The organism is Mariprofundus erugo, from assembly GCF_005818865.1.
GTDB lineage: Bacteria > Pseudomonadota > Zetaproteobacteria > Mariprofundales > Mariprofundaceae > Mariprofundus > Mariprofundus erugo.
This window is the reverse complement of record NZ_VBRY01000001.1, coordinates 349807-373054: the sequence shown is the minus strand read 5'-3', so window position 1 is coordinate 373054 and position 23248 is coordinate 349807. Positions and strand designations below refer to the sequence as shown.

General features: G+C 55.2%; 17 protein-coding genes. 7 read left to right on the top strand and 10 right to left on the bottom strand.

What is annotated here, in order from left to right; translation table 11 throughout:
* Position 1: 1 nt before the first annotated feature.
* Positions 2–625, bottom strand: coding sequence for a tetratricopeptide repeat protein (locus FEF65_RS01705; RefSeq protein WP_202978206.1), 624 nt, complete (start codon positions 623–625; stop codon positions 2–4).
* A 139-nt stretch (positions 626–764) separates the two neighbouring features.
* A complete protein-coding gene (locus FEF65_RS01700) occupies positions 765–1172 on the bottom strand; it encodes a WapI family immunity protein (RefSeq protein ID WP_138238034.1) in 408 nt (135 codons plus the stop codon).
* A gap of 209 nt (positions 1173–1381) precedes the next feature.
* Between FEF65_RS01700 and FEF65_RS01695 the strand changes: the two genes are divergently transcribed.
* Positions 1382–1570 (top strand): hypothetical protein, encoded by a 189-nt coding sequence (locus tag FEF65_RS01695; protein ID WP_138238033.1) that lies wholly within the window; start codon positions 1382–1384, stop codon positions 1568–1570.
* Between the two features lie 236 nt (positions 1571–1806).
* Here the strand turns inward: FEF65_RS01695 and ettA are convergent, their stop codons facing one another.
* Positions 1807–3480: an energy-dependent translational throttle protein EttA gene (ettA, locus tag FEF65_RS01690; protein WP_138238032.1), complete on the bottom strand. Its 1674-nt coding sequence runs from the start codon at positions 3478–3480 to the stop codon at positions 1807–1809.
* 208 nt (positions 3481–3688) lie between these two features.
* Here ettA and FEF65_RS01685 point away from each other — a divergent pair, with 208 nt between their 5' ends.
* The 6 genes from FEF65_RS01685 to FEF65_RS01660 all read left to right on the top strand — a co-directional run bounded on the left by FEF65_RS01685 (position 3689) and on the right by FEF65_RS01660 (position 8544).
* Entirely contained in the window at positions 3689–4417 is a 729-nt protein-coding gene (locus FEF65_RS01685; protein ID WP_138238031.1) for an SDR family NAD(P)-dependent oxidoreductase, read from the top strand.
* A 54-nt stretch (positions 4418–4471) separates the two neighbouring features.
* Positions 4472–5212 (top strand): hypothetical protein, encoded by a 741-nt coding sequence (locus FEF65_RS01680; RefSeq protein WP_138238030.1) that lies wholly within the window; start codon positions 4472–4474, stop codon positions 5210–5212.
* A 103-nt stretch (positions 5213–5315) separates the two neighbouring features.
* Positions 5316–6347 (top strand): N-acetyl-gamma-glutamyl-phosphate reductase, encoded by a 1032-nt coding sequence (argC, locus tag FEF65_RS01675; RefSeq protein WP_138238029.1) that lies wholly within the window; start codon positions 5316–5318, stop codon positions 6345–6347.
* Positions 6348–6363: 16 nt separating this feature from the next.
* A complete protein-coding gene (locus tag FEF65_RS01670) occupies positions 6364–7101 on the top strand; it encodes a hypothetical protein (protein WP_238701108.1) in 738 nt (245 codons plus the stop codon).
* Complete coding sequence (locus tag FEF65_RS01665) at positions 7098–7604, top strand: gamma carbonic anhydrase family protein (protein WP_138238028.1); 507 nt, start codon at positions 7098–7100, stop codon at positions 7602–7604. The genes FEF65_RS01670 and FEF65_RS01665 overlap by 4 nt, the downstream gene beginning before the upstream one ends.
* Positions 7597–8544, top strand: coding sequence for a Ppx/GppA phosphatase family protein (locus tag FEF65_RS01660; RefSeq protein WP_138238027.1), 948 nt, complete (start codon positions 7597–7599; stop codon positions 8542–8544). The genes FEF65_RS01665 and FEF65_RS01660 overlap by 8 nt, the downstream gene beginning before the upstream one ends.
* A gap of 11 nt (positions 8545–8555) precedes the next feature.
* Here FEF65_RS01660 and FEF65_RS01655 read toward each other — a convergent pair whose 3' ends face one another.
* The 7 genes from FEF65_RS01655 to FEF65_RS01625 form a co-directional block, all read right to left on the bottom strand.
* Positions 8556–9197, bottom strand: a complete 642-nt coding sequence (locus tag FEF65_RS01655; protein WP_138238026.1) for a lysophospholipid acyltransferase family protein — start codon at positions 9195–9197, stop codon at positions 8556–8558.
* Positions 9194–10963: a lipid A export permease/ATP-binding protein MsbA gene (gene msbA, locus FEF65_RS01650; protein WP_138238104.1), complete on the bottom strand. Its 1770-nt coding sequence runs from the start codon at positions 10961–10963 to the stop codon at positions 9194–9196. Before msbA ends, FEF65_RS01655 begins: the two co-directional genes overlap by 4 nt.
* Positions 10964–11055: 92 nt before the next feature.
* Positions 11056–12270, bottom strand: coding sequence for an N-acetylmuramoyl-L-alanine amidase (locus FEF65_RS01645; RefSeq protein ID WP_170304403.1), 1215 nt, complete (start codon positions 12268–12270; stop codon positions 11056–11058).
* A 77-nt stretch (positions 12271–12347) separates the two neighbouring features.
* Positions 12348–13760, bottom strand: a complete 1413-nt coding sequence (locus tag FEF65_RS01640; protein ID WP_138238025.1) for a mannose-1-phosphate guanylyltransferase/mannose-6-phosphate isomerase — start codon at positions 13758–13760, stop codon at positions 12348–12350.
* Positions 13761–13983: 223 nt separating this feature from the next.
* Positions 13984–15261 carry an NTP/NDP exchange transporter gene (locus tag FEF65_RS01635; protein WP_138238024.1) on the bottom strand — a complete coding sequence of 426 codons (1278 nt, stop codon included), beginning with the start codon at positions 15259–15261 and terminating at the stop codon, positions 13984–13986.
* Positions 15262–15490: 229 nt separating this feature from the next.
* Positions 15491–22303 carry an SH3 domain-containing protein gene (locus FEF65_RS01630; RefSeq protein ID WP_138238023.1) on the bottom strand — a complete coding sequence of 2271 codons (6813 nt, stop codon included), beginning with the start codon at positions 22301–22303 and terminating at the stop codon, positions 15491–15493.
* Positions 22304–23248, bottom strand: a complete 945-nt coding sequence (locus tag FEF65_RS01625) for a hypothetical protein (protein WP_138238022.1) — start codon at positions 23246–23248, stop codon at positions 22304–22306.

Below are 23248 nucleotides of genomic sequence, written 5' to 3'. Positions count from 1 at the left end.
TTCATTGAGACGCCACTTGTAGCAAATGCACAAGCTCACCTTCAGAAATTGCATCGGCTTTGCTTAACTCCGCTGTGGACATCGCATTCTTTATTTCATCAAAGCGTTTGGTTATGTCGGTATTCGAGATATATCGGCCACCATTAAATTCACAACAAAAGAAAATTGATTTTCCTTTTTGGGCTTCAACGACACTCTTTATCAGGGCATATGCCAATACATTATCTTTCTGAACACCACGCCCATTAAGATAAAACTCGGATAGATTGTATCTGGCCATATAAGCATCGCTATTTTGGTTGAAATACCCCGGTTTGCCGGTTGCACCAACGATTTTGCCATTTGCCCAGTCACCTTCAGCTATTTGGATTGATGCCTTCGCGTACCATTTGGCTGCTTCTGAGAAGTTTTGCTCTACTCCCCAGCCGTACACATAGAATATCCCTAATCGCAGTTGAGCCCACGGTTGCCCCAATTCAGCTTTCTCTCGAACAAGAGGCCAATCCTTTACATAGTTTCCTGATGTCCACCCAACATCAGTAATTCGCTCTCCAGGATTTGGGTTTGGGCCTGATGCACATGAACTTAAAATTCCAACCAACAGAATGAGTATTAATCTATACACGAGTATCTCCTATAAGAGTGAATAATTGAGGTGAATGTATGAAATGGCAGGCTAATCGACGAAACCTGTCAAGACATAACGCCAAGCTAAAGGGCGCAAATGAAGCGCAGCGAAATTTGCGTCCATTTTGAGCGCCTTGTTATGCGGCATTTCGCTTCACCCATGGTAAAGCTACCGCTTTTACTAACTGAGACCCCTCAAACTCAAAACCAAATGTAAGACTATGATGCATGTTAGTCACTTCGTAGCCAGTAGTGCCTGCAACCGCAAGATGGCCCAAAGAGTCTACAGAGTAGATTTTAAGATCTAACTCTCCTGGTGAAATAGAACTTAGAGTGGCTTCACCTATTCTTTCCTTTTCCAACTTTACTAACGAAGCACAAAACTCTTGCAACCCTTCAGCACTAACCCATAAATCGTTTTTTCCACTAAAGCCATTTGAATTGACTGAAATAATGACATAAGCATCACCGTAGCTTGGAAGTGTTTCATCTTCCTCGAGTGACACTTCTAACTCCAAATAATTATTCCCATTCTCAATCTTCATGGTTGTACCGCATAACTTATTAATAGGTATAAGTATCTTTTTGTCGGCAAAATCATCATGACTCCCTCCCCAGGTAGACCTTCTCAAGGTAGCGGGGCATTCGAGCATTGTCAAAAGGTTGAAATGACAAGGGGTTTACTAATCAGCTATTGGATCACCCGTGTTAGGTATTGATATATCTAACACGGGTGATCCAATATCCAGGCATTATGGATAAGATTCATGCGATTGCAGAAACGTATCGCCCGTTCCTGTTGGCGAAGCGGTTCGCAACTACGAAAACAGCCGCATATATGCAGAGCTGGGTGGAACAATTTCTGCATTCCGCCTGTGATTATCGGGGAGAATCTTTCGAACAGGTGTTGCCCCGTTTCGGGATCAAAGGGAAAACTCCCTGAATATGGGACAAACGGGCTTCCCGACGTAGAAGCGTAGGGCCAACAGACTCATTGCATGAACAAACAAGCCCCCCCGGCCTACTCCGCAATGGCTTCCTGTCCATCCTTCTGATCAGAGGCAGCATCCAGCGCCGGGCTCTCTTCAGCAGGAGAGAGAGCCAGATTGCGACACAGAACAGTGCATCGATCCAGCAAACAGGGCGGCCTTATGGCCGCCCTCTTTCCCGGTACCGGTTTTACTTCACCAGTTTTTTGTATTTCAGACGATGCGGCTGAACGGCATCGTCACCAAGGCGACGCTTCTTGTCCGCCTCATACTCTTCGAAGTTACCCTCAAACCATTCGACATGGCCTTCGCCTTCAAAGGCAAGCATGTGGGTAGCCACACGATCGAGGAACCAGCGGTCATGCGAGATCACTACGGCACAGCCGGCAAAATCGAGCAGTGCCTCTTCGAGCGCACGCAGGGTTTCCACATCAAGGTCATTGGTCGGCTCGTCGAGCAGCAGTACATTGCCGCCCTCCTTCAGCATCTTGGCCAGATGGACACGATTGCGTTCACCGCCGGAAAGCATGCTGATCTTTTTCTGCTGATCACCGCCCTTGAAGTTGAACCGCCCGCAATAGGCCCGGCTCGGCACCTCTGTTTTACCCAGGTACATCGAATCGGAACCGCCGGAGATCTCCTCCCATACGGTCTTGTTATCGTCCAGAGCATCACGCGACTGATCGACATAGGAGAGCTTCACCGTCTCACCGATGGTCAGCGTACCGGAGTCAGGCGTTTCCTGACCGGTCAGCATACGGAACAGCGTCGTCTTACCGGCACCATTGGCACCGATGATGCCGACGATACCGCCGCGCGGCAGATCAAAGTTCAGATCCTCCACCAGCAGACGATCACCAAAGCCCTTGCTGACATTCTCCGCCCTGATCACCGTATTGCCCAAACGCTCGCCGGATGGAATAAAGATCTGTTTGGTGGCGTTACGCTCCTGCACTTCACGGCTGGCCAGCTCATCAAATGCCTTCAGTCGGGCCTTGGACTTGGCATGCCGCCCCTTGGTGCCGGCCCGTACCCACTCAAGCTCCTGTTTCATCGCCTTCTGACGGGAGGACTCCTGCTTCTCCTCTACAGCCAGACGCTTCTCCTTCTGCTCAAGCCATGATGAGTAGTTGCCTTCAAACGGAATACCGCGACCACGATCCAGCTCCAGAATCCAGCCGGCCACATTATCCAGGAAGTAACGGTCATGGGTCACGGCAACCACGGTGCCCGGATAGTCGTGCAGGAAGCGCTCAAGCCAGGCAACCGACTCGGCATCGAGATGGTTGGTCGGCTCATCGAGCAGCAGCATATCAGGACCCGAGAGCAGCAGACGGCAGAGCGCCACACGGCGGCGCTCGCCACCGGAAAGTTTGGTCACATCCGCATCCCACGGCGGCAGACGCAATGCATCGGCAGCGACACCCAGCTTGCGATCCAGGTTATGCCCGTCACTGGCTTCGATAAACGCCTCAAGCCGTGCCTGTTTGGCAGCAATCGCATCGAAATCGGCATCAGGGTCCGCATAAGCAGCATAGACCGCATCCAGTTCGGCCAATGCATCCTTGATCGGCTGCACAGCTTCCTCAACATTGCCGCGCACATCCTTGGCCGGATCCAGATCCGGCTCCTGTGGCAGATAACCGACACGAATGCCCGGTGCCAGCATCACCTCACCGAGAATATCACTGTCCAGCCCCGCCATAATGCGCAGCAGTGTCGATTTACCCGAGCCATTGAGGCCCAGCACACCAATTTTGGCCCCCGGGAAGAAAGAGAGATAGATGTCTTTCAGAATCTCTTTTTTACCGGCAACCACCTTGCCTACACCCTGCATTGAATAGATATACTGATAATCGGCCATATGAACCCCTGAATGAAGATCGGCAAAGCATAGCAGCTGTTGACGCGGCTGAAAGGTCGCAAGCATCAAAGGATGACCATATCAGCGCTCCGGGAGTATGGAATCAGTCGCAAACGACCATTTAAGCTGTACTACGCCAGCTCCCCTGCGTACGCTGCGCTGCGAAAATACAGTTACTGCTTATTTGCAACACGGGAGGGGAGACAGCATGTCATCAGAGTTCAAGGATCGCATCATCATGGTCACGGGGGCATCGGACGGCATCGGCCAGCGTGTTGCCGTGGCGCTTGGTGAAGCCGGAGCCAATGTCATTGCCCTGGCACGCAAGGAAGATGGCCTGCAGCAAACCCGTGACCGGATTGAAGAGCTGGGCGGCCGCTGCCTCTGCATCCCGTTCGACCTGATGCGCTTTAATGATTATGGCAAGCTGTTTCTCGCGCTCAAGGATCAGATCCCGCACCTCGATGGCATTGTACACTGTGCCGGCTCCATTGATCGCTGCACTCCGATGCAGTACGTCAAGCCCGACACCTTCCGCCAGATGCTGGATATTCACCTGACCGCCCCGAACATGCTGACCCAGATCATGCTGCCCCTGCTCAGGCGTGCCAATGCAGCCTCTGTCATCTTTACCAGCTGCGACATGATCAATGAGGATCAGGCCAACTGGCACGGCTACGGCCTGGCCAAACGGGCTCTCGGCTATGCTGCTGCCATGTGGCAGATGGAACACCCGGATGCCCCCTACCGCTTCAACACACTCAATCCCGGTCGCGTGCGTACAGAGCTGTTCAAACGAGCCTTTGGCGGCACGCATCCGAAAGAGGTGCCGGCAGTGAGCAGCGTGGTACCGGCCTACCTTTATTTGTTATCGGATCAATCAAAGGATTTGCGCGGTCAGTCGCTGCAGGCCGCCGATCTCAATATCACCGCATAGAAATCTGCACCACGATCTCCTATACTGTACCGGTGCATCAGGTCAGGAGGTGATATGAAACAGTTATTATGCCTGTTACTGCTGTCAGCGCTGTTTGCCGGTTGCCACACCGACACGGCAGATAACCACCTCAGCGGCAGTGATGCCGTGCAGATCAAGCGACTGAATGTGCAAATTCAATCGACCGGCCAGTTTGTTGTCCTGACCGGCCGGGGAGACAAAAGGTTTGATAAGGGAAAACCGCAGGATTATGTCGGTGCGGTTTCTGATGCTGCCGGAGTCATGGCCGAGATGGCCAGTGCCATGGCCACCGGCTCGCCCCCTGATGCCCACCGTTTTGAACCTGAACGCAACATCGAGCAGGAAGATAAAATTCGCCACCGCCTGAGCAGTATCGCCCCGACTCAGGATTTCCCCTCCACCCTGCTGCAGCAACTGCGCACCCAGAAATTTATCTCCATCCATGAAGGCAATGACAGGGTCGTACACCAGGGACGCGATTCGGTACTGCGAATCGACATTCTCGACTGGGGACTGAAAAACACGCCGTTCAAACGGAACCTCCACCTTGTACGCCCGTTCATGCTCTATCATGCCAGCATCACCCAGTATGATACAGGCAAGGTACTGATGGATGTCGACCGGATTGTCTACGCCTATGAGTTTGGCAAACCTTTTTTTGCCTATGAACACGATATCAACTCCCTCAAGGGCGATTTCCACCGTCTGTTCGACAAGGCGGCATATGAGCTGGCCGGAGAGATCGTTTTTGCCATGCAAAGCGCAGACTACTGATGGATGCATACGGATATTCACCATACCGGCGACAACAGAAAAATTCGCACTCTCTACCGAAACCCTTGGAAGCCGCCGGCCCATTCCGTAGCATGCATGCGCTATGAAGATACCTGTAGCCATCCTTGGTGCGACCGGATACACCGGCGCCGAACTGATAAGACTGATTGACGGTCACCCCCGCTTTCGCATTGCCCACCTTGCCGCCCACTCTCAGGCAGGCAAACGTGCCGGCTCCGTGCTGCCCGGCTGCGGTGGTCACATTGCCGACATCATGCTGGCTGCGGCAGATGCACCACTCCCTGATGATGTGGAACTGGTGTTTACCGCTCTGCCGCATGCGGCTGCGGCGGCCAGTGTCGCCGCATGTATCCGGCAAGGCAGAAAGGTCGTCGATCTTTCCGCTGATTTCCGTCATCAAACGGCTGCCGTCTACCAGCAGGCCTATGGCATCGAGCACCCTCACCCCGAACTGTTTGAACAGGCCGTCTACGGCCTGTGTGAACATGCCCGTGAACGGGTGGCCGGCGCAAGCCTCGTTGCCAATCCCGGCTGCTACCCTACCTCCACACTCCTGCCTCTGATTCCGCTACTGAAGGCTGGCGTCCTTGCTGATGCCGCCATCATTGTCGATTCAAAATCGGGCACCTCCGGAGCCGGACGCAGTGCCAAAACAGACCTGCTCTATTGTGAAATCAATGAGTCGGTCAAGGCTTACGGCCTGCCAAGGCACAGACATGCATGGGAAATGGAGGAGTGGGCCGAAGGTTTTTCAGGCAAACAGGTCCGCGTCCGTTTTGTGCCGCACATTCTGCCCATGAACCGTGGTATGCTGACCACACTGCACCTCTCCGGGCAGGATACCGGCAACTGGCATGCACTGCTTGCTGCAGCCTATCAGCATGAACCATTCGTTCGTCTGCTTCCGGTCGGAGAGCTCCCCTCCACAGCCGGAGTCAGCGGCAGCAACCGCTGTGATATCGGCATCTCGCTGCTTAGCGACAATGAGGCAGTGATTGTCAGCTGCATCGACAATCTGCTCAAGGGGGCAGCAGGCCAGGCAGTTCAGAATGCCAACCTGATGTTCGGACTTGATGAAGCCATGGGTCTGCCTCTGCACGCGTGCTGGCCATAAGCACAGGTCCGGCTGCATGAAATCTGCACTGCAGGCATGCTTCTCCCGCTTTATCGTCTCGCTTTCACGTCAGGGTAGCCAGTCAGGCCTACACTTTCACATCCGCCCTGCCACTTTGCTGGCAGGGTTGGCTGTGGTCGTTACCCTGTTATTGCACACAGGCGCCCGACTGTTTCCGATCAACAAGCCGGACAGCTCACACCTGCAGATCAATACATTGATGCAGGCGCAGCAACAGCTGCAAACACAGCTGGCCAACAGCGAGGCCGAGCTTGCCCTCAGGGAAGAGCAGGTCTCCAACATGAAAGAACAAATCCGCCAGGATATCAAGGACAGGCAACTGATGCGTCAACGCCTGGCCATGTTCGATGATGTGCTGGCGGCCCGCACGGTTCGCGGTGTCCATATCCTTCACCCTGAAGCGCGCTGGCGAAAGGACGAGGGGCTCATCGATTATCAGATGGTGCTGGTCAAGGGAGAAAACTATCCCCGCTGGGCTCTGGGTCATATGGAGTTTTCGACCAGGATGCCCGATGGCAATATCATTGCCCTGACGACCACAGGCGGTAAAAGCAGCATCAAATATGAGATGACCACCCATATGTTCATGGAAGGAACATTGCAATGGCATAGCAAAACCCCTCCCCCTCCGCTGCATGTGACCCTGATCAATCATCTGAACAAAAAGATCCGCCAGGCTGATTTTCCGGTCCATATCGTCACCACCATTACCGAAGAGGAGGCCAAGCCATGATCAAACCGTTTCTTCACTGGCAGCCTGCGATTGCAGAGAGTGCATTCATTGCCGAATCCGCCGATATCATTGGCCGGGTCACCATCGGGGCACAATCCGGTATCTGGTATCAATCGGTACTGCGTGGCGATGTGTGTGATATCCGCATCGGGGAACGCAGCAATATTCAGGATCATTGCATGCTGCATAACAGTGCGGATACCCCTTGCATCATCGGCAATGACGTCACCATAGGCCACCGGGTTATTCTGCACGGTTGCGAAATTCAGGACCTGTGCCTGGTCGGTATGGGCTCCATCATTATGGATCGGGCCGTACTGGAGGAGGGCTGTCTGCTTGCTGCCGGCTCACTGGTCACCGAGCGCAAGGTCTTGCGTAGCGGCTACCTCTACGCCGGTAGTCCTGCCACAGAAAGGCGCCCGTTAAGCGATGAAGAGAAACGTTTCCTGCGCTATTCAGCCAGCCACTACGTCGAGCTGGCACAGGAGCATATGCATGGCTGACCGTTTTGCCGCTATCGATATCGGCTCCAACACCTTTCGCCTGCTCATTGCCGAACGATCCACACAATCTGGTCATACACCGTGGAACACCGTCTGCTATACCCATCGGATCATTCGTCTGGGAGAGGGGCTGCACCATACCGGCATGCTGGCCGAGACTGCCATGCTGCGGGCACTCAAGGCCTTTGCTGAATTTTCGACCCTCCTGCAGCAGCACGGCGTCAGTACCACCCGCACCTTTGCCACTGCGACTGCCGCCATGCGAGAGGCTGCAAATGGCGCCGACTTCAGAGACAGGGTCAAACAGGAAACAGGGATCGATATCCGGATCATCGATGGTGAAAGGGAGGCGCGCCTGTCACTGTCCGGTGCGGGGGCCGTCCTCACCCCTTCGACCCGCAACGATATGCTGCTGTTTGATATCGGCGGGGGCAGCACTGAATTTATTCGCGCCAGCCACCAGCTTTGTCACGATGCCATCAGCAGAAAACTCGGCGTGGTCCGGCTGGTAGAGGCTCACCTGCACAGTGACCCGCCATCGGCCGCTGATTACCAGGCCATGCTGACCACCATCGATACGCACCTTGCCGAAGTCGAATCATTCTGGCGCGATGGCAAAGCACCTGCATACCTGGTCGGCACTGCCGGCACAGTCACCACGCTGGCTGCAACCGAGCTTGATCTTTGCCCTTATGATGCCGGGGTGATTAATAACCATCGCATGAGCCGCTCTGCATTCGAAGCTCTGCGCGATCGGCTCATGCGGATGAATCATGCTGAACGTCAGACCATCCGGACGATCGAACCCGGTCGTGCCGACCTGATCATTGCCGGGCTGGCGATTATTGATGCCATCTTCAGACGCTGGCATTATGACTGCATGTATGTGGTCGATGCAGGCCTGCTGGAAGGCGCCTGGATGGAGATCAGCGGCAGCTGATCGCTGTTCTTTCAGGAGAAAAAGCTGTCGGCCCTTTGCTGTGCCTCATCCATGGCCTGCTGCACACGCCTGAGCGACTCGTCCACACCCTCTTCTGCCGTTAACCAGACCGGCTCCCCCATCACCATCACGCCGCGACTGAATGGTTTGGGAATGTAAAAGCGATCCCACGAGCTGTTAATACGCCAGTGGCGTTTGGTTGCATAGCAGACCGGCAATACAGGAATCCCTGCTTTCAATGCCATCTGCACCGTCCCTCGCTGCACCACCTGAGCCGGCCCCTTCGGGCCATCCGGTGTAATCCCCAGGTGACGATTTTCATCCCGCACCGCCCGCACCATTTGCAGCATGGCCCGTGCCCCGCCACGGGTCGTTGAGCCGCGAATTGTGGAGATACCCAACAGATGCATCGTATCGGCAATAAAGCCACCATCCCGGTGACTGGAGATCAGCATATAGCCAAACCATGTACCAAGCGGACAGATCCGCGGTATCATCAACATGCGCGCATGCCAGAACGCCAGCAGATAGCGTTGCGGATCGGCCGGTGAAAACGGCTTGCCAACGATCTGCCAGCGCGTCGTATACATAAAAAACAGGATGAGCAACCTGACCACCCTGGGAACAAGCCAGACAATCAAACGCTCTTTCACGCTACAGCCCCGCCGCTAACCTCTTCCCTGCTTCCCTCTGCATGTGACTCGAACTGTAAATGGTAGAGCTCGGCATAGAGCCCCCCTTCGGCAAGCAACTGCTCATGGCGCCCCACCTGTACCACCTTGCCGTCATCCAGCACCACAATACGGTCAGCATGGCGAATGGTGGAGAGGCGATGGGCGATGACCATCACCGTGCGTCCATGCATCAGCCGCTCGATTGCCTGCTGTACCAGCCGCTCGGACTCTGTGTCCAGTGCACTGGTCGCCTCATCCAGAATCAGAATCGGGGCATCCTTCAACAGCGCCCTGGCAAGTGACAACCGTTGCCGCTGTCCGCCCGAGAGGATCACACCGCGCTCACCCACCATCGTATCATAGCCTTGCGGCAATTTGACAATAAACTCATGTGCATTGGCGGCCCGGGCAATCGCTTCAACCCGCTCCCGATCAATACTTTCGTGGCCGTAGGCGATATTGTTAATCACCGTATCGTTAAACAGCACAATATCCTGTGTCACCAGAGCCATTTGCGCCCGCAGCGACTGCTGACTGAGCCTGCGCACATCGATACCATCAATCAGAACCCTGCCACGGCTCGCATCCATAAAACGGGGGACCAGATTCACCAGTGATGTTTTTCCGGCACCGCTGCGCCCCACCAGTGCAACCACTTCACCGGCAGCAACGGTAAAATTGATACCATCAAGCACAGGCCGGCCACTGCCCGCATAATGCAGCCCCACCTCTTCAAAGCTGATCGATCGTGAAAATGGCCCGGCAGTTAGTGCATCCGGCGCATCGGATACAGCAACCGGTTCATCAAGCACTTCGAAGATCCGCTCTCCGGCCGCAAGTCCCTGCTGAATATCATTGTTGGCCCGTGACAACCGTTTCACCGGCTCATAGAGCATGATCACCGCAGCAAGAAATGAAACCAGTGTGCCGGCCGTCGTCTCACCTGAGGCCACACGCATGCCTCCATAAAGCAGTACACCGGCAATACCGAAACCGGCCAGCAACTCCATAATCGGAAACGAAAGGGCATTCACACGGAACACCCGCAACTGATGAGCCATAAAGTCACCGGTAAAGCGGCGGAAACGGGAGCGCTCGTAATCCTCCATACCAAAGGCCTTGACCACACGGATACCGCTCACCGTCTCCTCAAGAAGACTGGTCAACTCACCCATGGCCGCCTGACCATCGAGCGTGGCATGACGCATCTTGCGACCGAAACGGGCAATCGGATAGATCACCGCCGGGAATACCAGCATCGCAATCAACGCCAGCAACCAGTCCTGAATAAAGACAACAGCCAGCAGAAACACAATCGATATCGCATCGCGCATCAGTGCCGTGACCGCCGTACTGACAGCCGACTGCACCAGCGATACATCATAGGAGAGGCGGGCCAACAGCTCACCGGTTTTGCGGTGGGCAAAAAAGGAGAGCGATTGTGCAGTCAGGCGGTGGTACAAAAGGTTGCGCAGATCATAAATCACTCGCTGACCGATAAAGCCCATCAGATAGGCCTGACCAAAATAGGCCGCCCCCTTGATCATGTACAACCCGATGATCAGCAGCGGGATCAGATATATCAACTCCTTGCTCTTACCCGTCAGCGCCTCATCCAGCACCGGTTTGAGCATCCATGCAATCGCTGCCGTACAGGCAGCCAGCACAACCATGCAGGCAATAGCACCAAACAGGCGCCCTTTATATGGCATAAGAAAAGTCAGTAGCCGACGATAAAGTGTCATCGATGTCATCAGTGCATCATCCAGCTCAGCATATGGGAAATCCGGCAGTCAAATGCACTGCCAATCAGTGTTGTCATAGCGGGCGCAGGAGCCTAAAGACCGGCATAGACAAGCGCATCAGTCGCCTCGCTGCCCCCTGCACTGTAGGCGCTGGAAGCACTGTTTTTCAGGCGTCCCATTTTTTCAAAAAAGCGAACCGTGGCATCGAAAAGTGCCGAAGCCAGTCGCTCCTGATAGGCACCGTTGGTCAGCTTTCGCTCCTGCGTGGGATTGGAGATATAATCCAGTTCAACCAGCACACTGGGAATCTCCATCGCCAGCAACACAACAAATCGGGCCCGTTTGGGCGTCGGATATTTGATCGGCCCGGCCTGCTTCAGGTTACCAAGCATCTCTTCGGCCAGCATTTGGGAGCTGTTCAGGCTGTCACGACGAAACATATCGCCGAGAATCTGGCTCACCAGCGGATCAGCCACCTGATCCAGCGGCGTCACGCCACCCACCTCGTCGGCAGCATTTTCCTTGGCTGCCAGTGCCCGGGCAGCCCGATCCTGTGTCGCCCCTCGCTCGGAGAGCATATAAACACTGGCCCCTTTCACATCGCCGGTACGTACCGAGTCGGCATGAATGCTGATCATCATATCGGCATGGGCCTCACGAGCCAGCGAAACACGGCGCCCCAGCGGGACGAAATAGTCACCATTGCGGGTCAGCACCGCACTCATACCGGGCTTCTGGTTGATCGCTGCGGCCAGCTTGCGAGCCACAGCCAATGTCACATTCTTCTCCATCGCCCGGTGCGGACCAATGGCACCGGGATCTTCGCCGCCGTGACCGGCATCAATGGCAATCACAATACCTTTCTTGGAATGGGTAGCCGAGACAGCCGCCTGCCTGGCCTGTTCCGGGCGGGTTAAATCCAGTACCAGTCGATAGGGTTTCCCCTGCATGGGCTTGAGCAAAAACGAACGGGGCTGAACTTTCTCTTTCACGTCCAGAACAAGGCGCAACACACCGCCCTCGGCAGTGCTATAGCGAACCGACTGCAATACAGGATCAGGCAAGCCAAGCTTGTCGAGCCCGACTTTCATGCGGGTCGCATTCAGATCGATCACAATACGCTCGGGGTTATGCAGGCGGAATAATTTATAATGAATATTCTGACTGAGATCGAGCACAAGACGGGTATTGTCGGGCGCAGTCCATAAACGGATATCCTGCACCACAGCTCCTGCTGCCGAGGCCGTGTGAACAAAAAGCAGCGACAGAGCAGCAACCAGAAAAAGATGAATGCGCAAAAACCTCATAGCGCTACATACTCGCGGCGTGCCCGGTCATTGCAAGGACCGGTGCAGCGCCGCGATTTGTCAGACAGCGACAAGAGTTACTTAACGCGGCCGTATGTATCCTCAAAACGCTGGATATCATCTTCACCGAGATAGTCACCCACCTGTACCTCAATCAGCTGCAGAGGCACCTTGCCGCGGTTTTCAAGACGGTGGGTTTCACCGATCGGAATATAGGTACCGCCATTTTTAGGAACGGTTCTGACCAGATCACCACAGGTAATCGTGGCAGTACCCGAAACAACCACCCAATGCTCAGAGCGATGCTGATGCGCCTGCAGACTGAGTCTGGCGCCCGGATTCACATCGATACGCTTGAGTTTATAGCCGTGACCGGAATCCTCCAGCACGGTATAACTACCCCATGGACGCCTTACGGTGACATGCTCAATATGGAAGGTGCCGTTGGATTTCTTCAGTGCATCCACAATCTCTTTCACGCGCTGACTGTCGCCGGACTTGGCCAGCAGGATCGCATCCGGCGTCTCGACGACAATAATATCTTCAAGACCGACCGCCGCCAGCAGACGCCCCTCACTGCGTAACAGAGAGTTTTTACAGTCAATCGCCAGCACATTACCGCTGATGTCATTACCATTCTCGTCATGACGGGCGATTTCATGAACAGCATCCCAGCTACCGACATCCGACCAGCCGATATCAGCCTCAACCAGCATCACGCGGGATGATTTTTCCATCACACCATAGTCAATCGAGATATCAGGCATATTCGCGAACTCGGCGCGCACGACCTCCTGCCAGCGCTCACCGGCCTGCCAGCGCGCCCGCATACGCTCAACCACCTGCCACACATCAGGCAGATGCTCTTTGATCTCTTCCAGAATGACCGAGCCCTTCCAGACAAACATACCGGAGTTCCAGTAATAGCCGCCCTCTTCCAGCATCTGCTTGGCTGCAGCAAGGTTGGGCTTTTCAACAAAGCGCATCACCTTGTGAATGGTGCCCTCACTCTGTTCAGCCTGGACATAACCAAAGCCGATTTCCGGTGTTTTAGGCACAAGGCCGAAGGTCACCAGATGCCCTGCCTGGGCCACTTCTACCGCCTGCTGCAGACAAGCCTGAAATGCCTCTTTTTTGGTAATCAGGTGATCGGCGGGCAACACAATAATCACAGGATCTTCTTCGCTGAAGTCGCTGAGTACAGCAGCAGAGACAGCAACAGCCGGGGCCGTATTGCGACCGCAAGGTTCCAGAATCTGGTTAAGCCCCTCAAGCTCCGAAAATGCCTCACCGGTGGCATGTGCCTCGCCGGTAATCACCCATGCATCCTTGCGATCAACCAGTGGAGAAAGCCTGGAGATGGTTGCCCCCAGCATACTCTCCTCGCCATTCAACCTGAGAAACTGCTTGGGCAGCTGCTGGCGTGACAATGGCCACAATCTGGTACCAGATCCGCCTGCAAGCACGACTGCCTTGATTGCACTTTTCATATTCCCCACCCTTATCATGTTAAATTAATACCGAAAGACGCCGATCCATGGCTGTTTCGGTAAAGGCGCCCTGAACGATGCGGGCACCAGCCACGGCCCTCACTGGCCGTTCGAAATCTGCATTTGCAATCACATACTGCGTAGCATCAGTGGCTATTTCCCGATCTGTTTCCCGTAAAACACGCCGGCCATGCCACTCCACACTTTCCATACATCGCCACAGCTAATCAAGCCTGGCGTAGCCATGCTCCTCAGCCTGCTGGCTTCGATACTTGAATTTGCGACTGACCTTGATCGTCACAAGCAACCATAACAGACACAGGACAACGTTGGTACCCACAAGATAGACCGGTGGCAGTCCTGCGAAATTGATCGTCAGATAAATCATGCCACCCTGAATCAGATCACCAAAACGGGTGAAGAAGGTGTTAATCGCCAGCATCCCCTCATAGCGGGTAAAACGATCAAGAGGCAAAAACAGAATCTGTTTGGTCGTATTGGCAACCGAATAGTCGATACTGTTATCGGCAATTTTCACAATCGTAAACCAGGCAAGGAACGGCAAGAACAGAACTGACAAATACATCGACAGATTGATGACAGCCAGGCCTATCAATGCTCCGCCAACACCCACGACCTGATAAAGGGGCCGCACCACAAACGCCTGCAACAGCAGCGTAGCAATATTCACATAGAGATAGAAGGTCGCATAAAAGGCACCAATCTCTTCGCCATGTTTTTCTGCCGTGACAAAATCGGCAAGAATAAACTCACCCGTCGAGTTAATCAGATTAAGCAAAACCACCGAGACGGCAATCCAGCGCAGATAAGGCACATCCATGACCCGTTTGAGTCCCCCCAGCAGATGCTGAATCGACTCCTCCTTGCTCTCATGACTTTCGCGCTTGCGGGTAAAGTCGGTGCTGGGCACAAGCACTGCAATGACAAGCATGGCAATCGCAACCAGCATCAGGCCATAGGTACCAAGCTGAATATACATGAACTTTGCCACCATGGCACCGATCATCGCACCCAGTGAGCCACCGATAGCGATATAGGAGGTAAGCTGTTTGCCTTTTTCAACACTGTGATAGTCACTGACCATCGTCCAGAACTGGGAGATCTGCACCACTGAAAAGATACCGAGCCAGATAAAGAAGAGGACGCCAATGTGCATACCAACAGAACCGGCGAAATAGAAGAGCATAATGTTACCGGCGAGAAACATCGTGACCCAGTGAAACAGCCTGTCACCATGCAGACGGCGTATCAGGATACTGTAAAACGGCACCAGCATCAGCAGCACCGTTGCCTGCGCTGCCAGTGCATAACTGCGGATCTCGGCACTGCCGCCATCGAGAATGAGCCCCTCTCGCACAGGCTTCATCAGATAGTAGGCGAAAAGAATCAGAAACAGTCGCAGGGCAAAGCGAAAGGTCTCCTTGCCTTCCGGGCTGTTCATATCAGCCCAGAATGTTTTCAGCAACCCGCCAATCTTCATCGTATATAAATCCCGTAATACAGTATCGGACCACAACAGTCCGCCATTCCAAAGCCATTGCAGGCATCACACATGCCTTACAAACGAAAACCCTCCCGAACAAGGAACCATTCCGGAGGTTGTGACATCCTGTCTGCAGAACAGCCAGCCGCCAAATAATTGGCAGCCGCTTCATAGATACGTATTAGCCTGATAAACGGGGCCCCGACCCTGCGCTCGATTTCTATCACTAGAACGGGCTACAGGCAACAAAACGCTTGGGTTCATCCGCATTCAGACTGACGCCTCTGGCCGTCAATGTATTGGAATACTCATTGGTATTTGTCTTCAGCATTTTCCAGTGATTACCCTCAAGCTCCCAAAGCTCCAGCAGCTCCTCATGCAATGTGGCCGGTGCTTCCGTACGACGGCTGTTCTCCTGAATATACTCAAACATCAGATCACCGCGTACCGATGCCCCCGGTGTTTTCGTTGATACCACCCAGGAGCGTTCGATACACCGGCTCGGTGTCATCGTCGGTGGCAAATATTTGGGACTTTGCCCCCCTTCAATTTTCACATCAAAGGCCACCTCACTCTTCAATGGCTCCTCAAGGTTCATATGGGCCACAAAATAGCCCCAGGCAGGATCGACCATATGAAAGTGGTCACCACCGGCCTTGATCGTCGCGCTACCATTGAGCTCCTTGGCCAACGGCTCATTAATCAGCGGCAGGTTCGGCTCTGCCGGCTCCCACGGATAACTGCCGAACAGCTTGTACTTCAGGAAATAGTCATGCGATTTGACATAATGCATCAATGCCTCGTAGGCATTGGCAAAGTCAGCTTCCGTATAACCGATGACCGTATCCTTATTCACCTCTTTACCCAATACCGCGGCGATATTGCCGATACGGGCCTCCATCACCGTAGGTGAGTACCAGCCGAAGGTCTCCTCAGGACCATTCGGTTCCATACCGGTGAGGTGACGAATCTTCGCCTCGATGCGGGCCCGCATGCGCGGATTACGCAACGACTTGTCTTTGACCGGGTTACCCGCACCCACATCCGGTGCATAGTAGTACTGGAAATTCTCGTTAAAGACCGTAAATGGTGCCACTCCGAACGGATCGTAGGTACGACCCATGGTCAGGTTGTAGTCCCATGGCACCACCGTCCACTTGCCCGCCGGCTGGTGGTAGAGCCAGTAGTTCTTGTTGTAGGTATCACCATTGGTCACCAGCGAGTTGCCGACAATCCAGTTCAACACCGTCTCACTATCAAAATACTGTTCCAGCACCTGATCAATGTTTTCCGGTGTTGCATTCACGACTGCCCTGGCCATGTCCGATATCGAACTGTAATCGCCATCCTCCGGTGTGATCTTGTCAAAGCAGAGGTTCATGTGCTCGGCTGTATAGAGATCACCGCAGTGAGCCGCGTCATTCGGCTGGAAGAACTCGCCTCTTGGATCCAGCCCGTTGTCGGTAAAGAACTCCTTACCCATCCAGCCGATGGAGAGATACAACGTTGTTTGCTCGCTGTGATTGAAACGGACACGGGCAAAGTGCACCTCAGGCACCTTCATCCCCATCGCTGCCAGCAGCTTCCACGACAGATACTCTCGCATCATCGATTTATCCGATGACTGGGTACGCAGCGCGATATGACGACGCCCGTACCAGCGGCCGCCCTGCTTATCCAGCTTGATCAGCAGCGATTTCTTGCGGAACACACGGGTCGAACTTCCCAGTACGCTGACCTCGCCATGCAACTTCATCTTGCCCATATGCAGATTCACGTCGAAAGCGGATTTATCATACATACCCTTACGATAGAGGCCTTTAAGGTCCGGCTCCGACATCACCATATCAATCTCTTCAACCGGCACCGGGTAAAGAGCCTGCTCAAGTGCCGAGTATGAAAAGTTAAACACCTCACCATGCGAGATACGATCCTTATAGCTTTCATAAGGAATCGAACCACCAATAATATTGCGTCCCACCAGATTGGCCGGCTTCATCAGCTTAAGATAATCGGACTGGATCCACCCCGCCTCTTTCCCTGTCTGCAGCGGGCTGACATGCGTCCAGCCACCTTCACTGGCAAGCACGGAGACCATTTCACCACGGGCCACCCAACCACTCATATCGGCATCAGATGCTGCTGTCCGGCGCAGCGTTGAGGTCACCAGCACACGCGCCCGCTGAGGCTCACTAAAGGCATCGGGCTTACGCTGCTCAACAGGCTTTTTATCCTCTTCAAGTGCAATCGTCGTCGGACCAAGCACTGCCGTCAGCAGCGTTTCCGGCACCCAGCCTGACTTGCCACTGATGGTCATCTGCACCTTGCGCCAGTCGCCCTTGCTGCCAATGACCCTGGCCGACTCATTGCGGCCCACCCAGCCGACCCGCTCAAAGGCCTGCCCTGGCCCCCCCAGCAAATCACTGGTTTGTTTGAATATATAGAGATTACCCTTATTGGCAGCGGTCTGTGCAGATGCAGTGGATGTATTCGCAGCAAGCGCTTGCGGACTACCCGCCCAGGGTGATGGCACACTTGCAGTCACCACGACAGGGCGCTCGACCGAACCACTGTCAATCCATCCCTGCCGCCCCTTCTCCTCAAGGCGCACATTGACCCAGCCTCCCTGCTGATTCAGCGGCATGATATCCACACCCTTGCCGACCCAGCCACGCACCTCAAAGGCTGTGCCCGGACCGCTGCGCACCACCGTCGTTCTGGATACCTGGTTCTTCACAGCAGCCAAAACCTGCATATCACGCACAGGAGCTGCTGCTTCCTCCGTAGTTGTAAGGTTCACGGAGGCTGCCTCCACATGTACCGGCGGACGCCGCATCACAACCGGAGCAATGGCCTCACCATTCACCGGTTCAAGTGCTGCCAGCAACAGGCTGCGCGGCACCCAGCCTTCGGCACCACTGATGGTCATCTTCACCTTGCGCCAGTCACCCTGACTCTCAAGCACCGTGGCCGACTCATTCTGCCCGACCCAGCCAATACGCCCGGCTGCATCCGACGGACCAGCCTGAAGATTACTGGTCCGATTAAAAAACCAGAGCTTGCCGACCTCATCGGTCGCCGCCATTGCAGGTGCTGCTGCCACCCGGGCAGCCGTCTGCTGCAATGGCACCAGTGGCATCGCCGCTGCAACCTCACCCGTTTTCACCACCGGCAACTGCAGCAGTGGCGCCTCAATCCACCCGTCCCGACCACCATCATGCAGACGGACATGCACCCAGTCACCCTGCTGACTGAGTGTAACAAGTGCGGCATCCTTACCCAGCCAGCCACTCACCTCATACAACGGACTCGGACCACTGCGCATCGCCGTCGGGTGGGCTACACGATTATCCGCACCAACCAGCATCTGCATCTCGGTCGGGGCTTCAGCCACCTTTGTCTCAACAGCTTTAACTGCTGCCACAGGTACCACTGCCGCCGTTTCAACCTGTGGCTTTTTCACCTCGGCCAGCGGACGTTTGACCACAACCGGAGCAATGGTCTCACCATTCACCGGTTCAAGTGCTGCCAGCAACAGGCTGCGCGGCACCCAGCCTTCGGCACCACTGATGGTCATCTTTACCTTGCGCCAGTCACCCTGACTCTCAAGCACCGTGGCCGACTCATTCTGCCCGACCCAGCCAATACGCCCGGCGGCATCCGACGGACCAGCCTGAAGATTACCGGTCCGATTAAAAAACCAGAGCTTGCCGACCTCATCGGTCGCCGCCACTGCGGGTGCTGCTGCCACCCGGGCAGCCCTCTGCTGCAACGGCACCAGTGGCATCGCCGCTGCAACCTCACCCGTTTTCACCACCGGCAACTGCAGCAGTGGCGCCTCAATCCACCCGTCCCGACCACCATCATGCAGACGGACATGCACCCAGTCGCCCTGCTGACTGATTGCAACAAGTGCGGCATCCTTACCCAGCCAGCCACTCACCTCATACAACGGACTCGGACCACTGCGCATCACTGTCGGATGGGTCACACGATTATCCGCACCAACCAGCATCTGCATCTCGGTTGGCACTTCAGCCACCTTTGTCCCAACAGTTTTAACTGCTGCCACAGGTGCCGCTGCCGCCGTTTCAACCTGTGGCTTTTTCACCTCGGCCAGCGGACGTTTGACCACAACCGGAGCAATGGTCTCACCATTCACCGGTTCAAGTGCTGCCAGCAACAGGCTGCGCGGCACCCAGCCTTCGGCACCACTGATGGTCATCTTCACCTTGCGCCAGTCACCCTGACTCTCAAGCACCGTGGCCGACTCATTCTGCCCGACCCAGCCAATACGGCCGGCGGCATCCGACGGACCGGCCTGAAGATTACTGGTCCGATTAAAAAAGCAGAGCTTGCCGATATCCGCCGACGTCTCTGCCGGCAGAGCCGCTTTTTCGACTGGTTCAGGAGCCACAGTTGGCACCGTTGCATCAGAGGCTACAGGTCTGACCTCTGGTATCGCCATTGGTAATGGCGCACTCTGAGGAACCACCACAGCCTGCTCACGCAATGCCGCCGCATCGATCCAGCCGACCCTGCCGCTCTCACGCATGCGGACATTCACCCATTTGCCCTGACTGGCCAATGGCACAACAGAAGCACCGCTACCCGCCCAACCGAGTACCTCAAACAGGGACCCCGGACCACTGCGAATAGGAGTGGTCTGCATAATCATATTTTCCTGGCCGCTCACTGGTTGAGAACCAACCGTATCGGCTGCAACCACAGCAACCTCTTTCGGCGCCGGTGGCAGTGCATCAACCGCCGCCATATCCGGGGATCGCTGTGCCATCACAGCAGCTGAATCACCCTGCTGTTCAGCAATCTGACTGACAGGCTCGGTTGTGGCGGGTTGTTTCCCGGAAACAGCCACATCAGGTGTAATGACCGTAGCCGCCTCAGGCGGCCAGCCTTGCCCGGCCACCTTTTTGGATGCAGCAGCTACTGCATCAACTGCGCTATCTGCGGCAGCAGGCGTACCAACTTCAGCCGGGACAAGTGGGGATAAAACGCCTTTATAGACCCAGCCGCTACGTTTGCTGACCTGCATCTCGACCTTGATCCAGTCGCCCTGGCGCTGCTGCTCGCTGGCCAGTGCATCAGCACCTGCCCAACCGACAACTTCATCGTTTGCATCCGGTCCGCTACGAAGCTTCGACCTGCTGCTAAAACGGTACAATGGCCTTGCCTGCACGGCATCGGTTCCGACAGATGCTGTTGCAGGCTGATTCTGTGTCTCGCCACCACTCTGACTGGTTTCGACCGCCTGATGTGGTTCACCCGTCGCAACCGGCATTGTTTCTGCAATCGTCGGACCTGCAGAGCGATCAGGAGAAGTGATCTGTGGCTGAGCGGGAACAGCCTGTTCTGCTGTATCTGTTTGCAGACCGGGCAGGACAGCAGCAGGAGTCTCTGCTACCCGCGCAGGTGCCCCTTCCCCGACCACCGGGACCGGTGGCTCGCTGCTCACGGCCAGATCATGTGTCGCCAGATCATGTGCCGCCAACTCAGGCGCTGCCTTAGGCAACACAGCCGGATTTACATTCGCATCAACGGCTGACGGAACCTCTGTCACAACGCCTTTATAGACCCAGCCGACGCGTTTGCTGACCTGCATCTCGATCCTGATCCAGTCACCCTGACGCTTCTGCTCGCTGGCCAGTGCATCCAAACCGGCCCAACCGACAACATCAAAACCGGAGCCGGGGCCTGCACGCAGCCTGGACCTGCCGGTAAAGCGATAAACAGGTTTGATGGCCTGACTGGCGGGTACTGACACTGCCGGAGAAACCTCCGGCTGAACGGGTAGCTGCGGCAACGATCCGGAATCGATCGCTTCAGTTTTCTGTGGCAATGCCATGGTCAGGGCTGAAGCCATACTGCCTGAACCTGTATCCTGTTCTGTCGATGCATGCTCAACTGTTACCCCGGTGTGAACCGGTACAACCTCAGGGGCTCTATTCACAGGCACTTCGGCAGCTACAGGCACGGCTTTGGATAACACATCAGCCACATTGACCTGTTGCGCTGCCCCCCCCCTTTTCTTCGGCGGGGTGCTTTCCTCCGGGTTGGCTGCAACGGCCATAGCCTGAGATGGTACCGGCGTTAATACCTGACTATATACCCAGCCTGTCCGCCTGCTGACCTCCATCTCGACTCTGACCCAGTTTCCCTGACGCCCCAGCTCACGGACATAGGCATCCTGACCGGCCCAGCCAATGACATCGGAGCTGGCATCCGCTGCCCTGCGTAATTTACTTCTGCTGTTAAAACGATATCGCGCCGATACTGTCGGCATCCCCGTCTGCAATGGTTGCGATGTTTGCTTGCCGGCATCACCCGACCGGGCATCTGCACCGGTCGCCGCTGCGACAACGTCCTGCGATGCCGGAGATGCGGCAAACGGATCGGTCGCCATCGCCATCCGGGAGTTAGCATGACCAACGACTGAAGAGGCCTCTTCCACAGTATGAGATCTGGATAACGTGGCTTTGTCCGCAGCCGTTGCGACAGCAGAGTCTTTCTCTTGCGGCTGTTGTGCAGCAAAGACGGCATCATCCCATAGCAGTGGTGTCAGAGCGGGATCCGGCAATGGAGACTGCACTACAGCAGGCTCGCGGGTGAGGACTTTCTTGCCGGTTGACCGGAAAGATACTGTTGGCGTGGTTTCAAGCGGAGCAGCGACCATGGCAAACGGATCAGCCACCACTACGTCCGGAGCAAGCCGCTGTTTTGACGATTGGCGTGTCGTTGACGATGATGCAGCTGCAGGCAACCGTTGCAGGGATGCAGCATAAAGCCAGCCCTCCTGCCCACCTTCCTGGCGTACCTTGACCCAGTCGCCGGCAACCGCAATCTCGCGCACCCGGTCACCACTTTTCAGCGTGGCAATCGGGGAGTAATCACTATCCGGACCATTACGCAGGCTTGATGCATCCACCACGACATAGACATCGCCGTCGGCTGCATACAACGCATGCGCGGGCATTGCTGCAAGCAGCAATGCCGCAAACCACATCGATTTGCGACTATACACTTAATCTTTCCAACGGTAGCTCACACCTAATCCAAGGGTGTAATCAATCGGCGTATTTCTACCGAAGAAGGCCTTGCCGATATGGGCGCTTGTCGACAATCCGGTACTGAATGAATGGCTGTACTTCAGCTGCAACACCGTCTGATCGGAGTTCGTCATACTGTTCGGCACCTGGTTGAAAAAGATCTGCTGCTGCACACCACTTAAGGCAAAACCGGTGGAGTGCGCCAGACGAATCTCGCCAAAATCGCCGGTCTGCTCAAAATTGGTGTCGGTAAGGGCATATTGGGCGGCAATAAACGATTGCAGCGTATTACCCTTGCCACTGAAGTAGTAGGTAAAGCGACTCCCCAGCGACCAGCCCCATGGGTTCGGATTACTGTTCACCGAATAGGGCAGTGATGAAAACAGTAAACCAACGCCTAATCCCAACGCCCCGCGCCCCAGCCTTGCTGCACTGTTGTTATCGTAACCCGTCGGAATCGCCAGCAAAATTTCCCACGAGGCCGTATCGATATGATTCAGGCGTGTTCTGACGCCTACCACCACATCGCCGAGTCCCATCGATTGGCCCGCAAGAATGGTATAGCCGGGCCTGACCCGCCAGGTTAAAGGATTGATTCTGGCGGCACGGTTAATCTGGCCGCATTTACGATAGGCAAAGGCCACTGAAGCAAATACGGTGTGAAAATAGGAGTAGCCATACTCATAGCCCTGCACAAGACTGGCATTACGACGCTGACATATCGATGGGATCACCTTGCGCTGCACATCCCAATGGTGACTTCCCCCGGTGACTCCCAGACTGGTTGAAGAGAGGTTAAACCCCTCCCCCAGCATGCCAACGCCGGCGTGTGCCGGCAATGTGGTGATGACAAGTGCGGTCGCGACAGCGAGCAGTCGCTGCAGTAAACGGGTAGCCGGGCGTACAGCGTCAGATATCAT

Coding starts and splice junctions, on each gene's coding strand:
- FEF65_RS01645 (WP_170304403.1), bottom strand. CDS start 12,270: ATGAGGTTTTTGCGCATTCATCTTTTTCTGGTTGCTGCTCTGTCGCTG.
- ettA (WP_138238032.1), bottom strand. CDS start 3,480: ATGGCCGATTATCAGTATATCTATTCAATGCAGGGTGTAGGCAAGGTG.
- FEF65_RS01685 (WP_138238031.1), top strand. CDS start 3,689: ATGTCATCAGAGTTCAAGGATCGCATCATCATGGTCACGGGGGCATCG.
- FEF65_RS01640 (WP_138238025.1), bottom strand. CDS start 13,760: ATGAAAAGTGCAATCAAGGCAGTCGTGCTTGCAGGCGGATCTGGTACC.
- argC (WP_138238029.1), top strand. CDS start 5,316: ATGAAGATACCTGTAGCCATCCTTGGTGCGACCGGATACACCGGCGCC.
- FEF65_RS01670 (WP_238701108.1), top strand. CDS start 6,364: ATGAAATCTGCACTGCAGGCATGCTTCTCCCGCTTTATCGTCTCGCTT.
- FEF65_RS01625 (WP_138238022.1), bottom strand. CDS start 23,248: ATGATATCTGACGCTGTACGCCCGGCTACCCGTTTACTGCAGCGACTG.
- FEF65_RS01700 (WP_138238034.1), bottom strand. CDS start 1,172: ATGAAGATTGAGAATGGGAATAATTATTTGGAGTTAGAAGTGTCACTC.
- msbA (WP_138238104.1), bottom strand. CDS start 10,963: ATGACACTTTATCGTCGGCTACTGACTTTTCTTATGCCATATAAAGGG.
- FEF65_RS01680 (WP_138238030.1), top strand. CDS start 4,472: ATGAAACAGTTATTATGCCTGTTACTGCTGTCAGCGCTGTTTGCCGGT.
- FEF65_RS01695 (WP_138238033.1), top strand. CDS start 1,382: ATGGATAAGATTCATGCGATTGCAGAAACGTATCGCCCGTTCCTGTTG.
- FEF65_RS01660 (WP_138238027.1), top strand. CDS start 7,597: ATGGCTGACCGTTTTGCCGCTATCGATATCGGCTCCAACACCTTTCGC.
- FEF65_RS01635 (WP_138238024.1), bottom strand. CDS start 15,261: ATGAAGATTGGCGGGTTGCTGAAAACATTCTGGGCTGATATGAACAGC.
- FEF65_RS01665 (WP_138238028.1), top strand. CDS start 7,098: ATGATCAAACCGTTTCTTCACTGGCAGCCTGCGATTGCAGAGAGTGCA.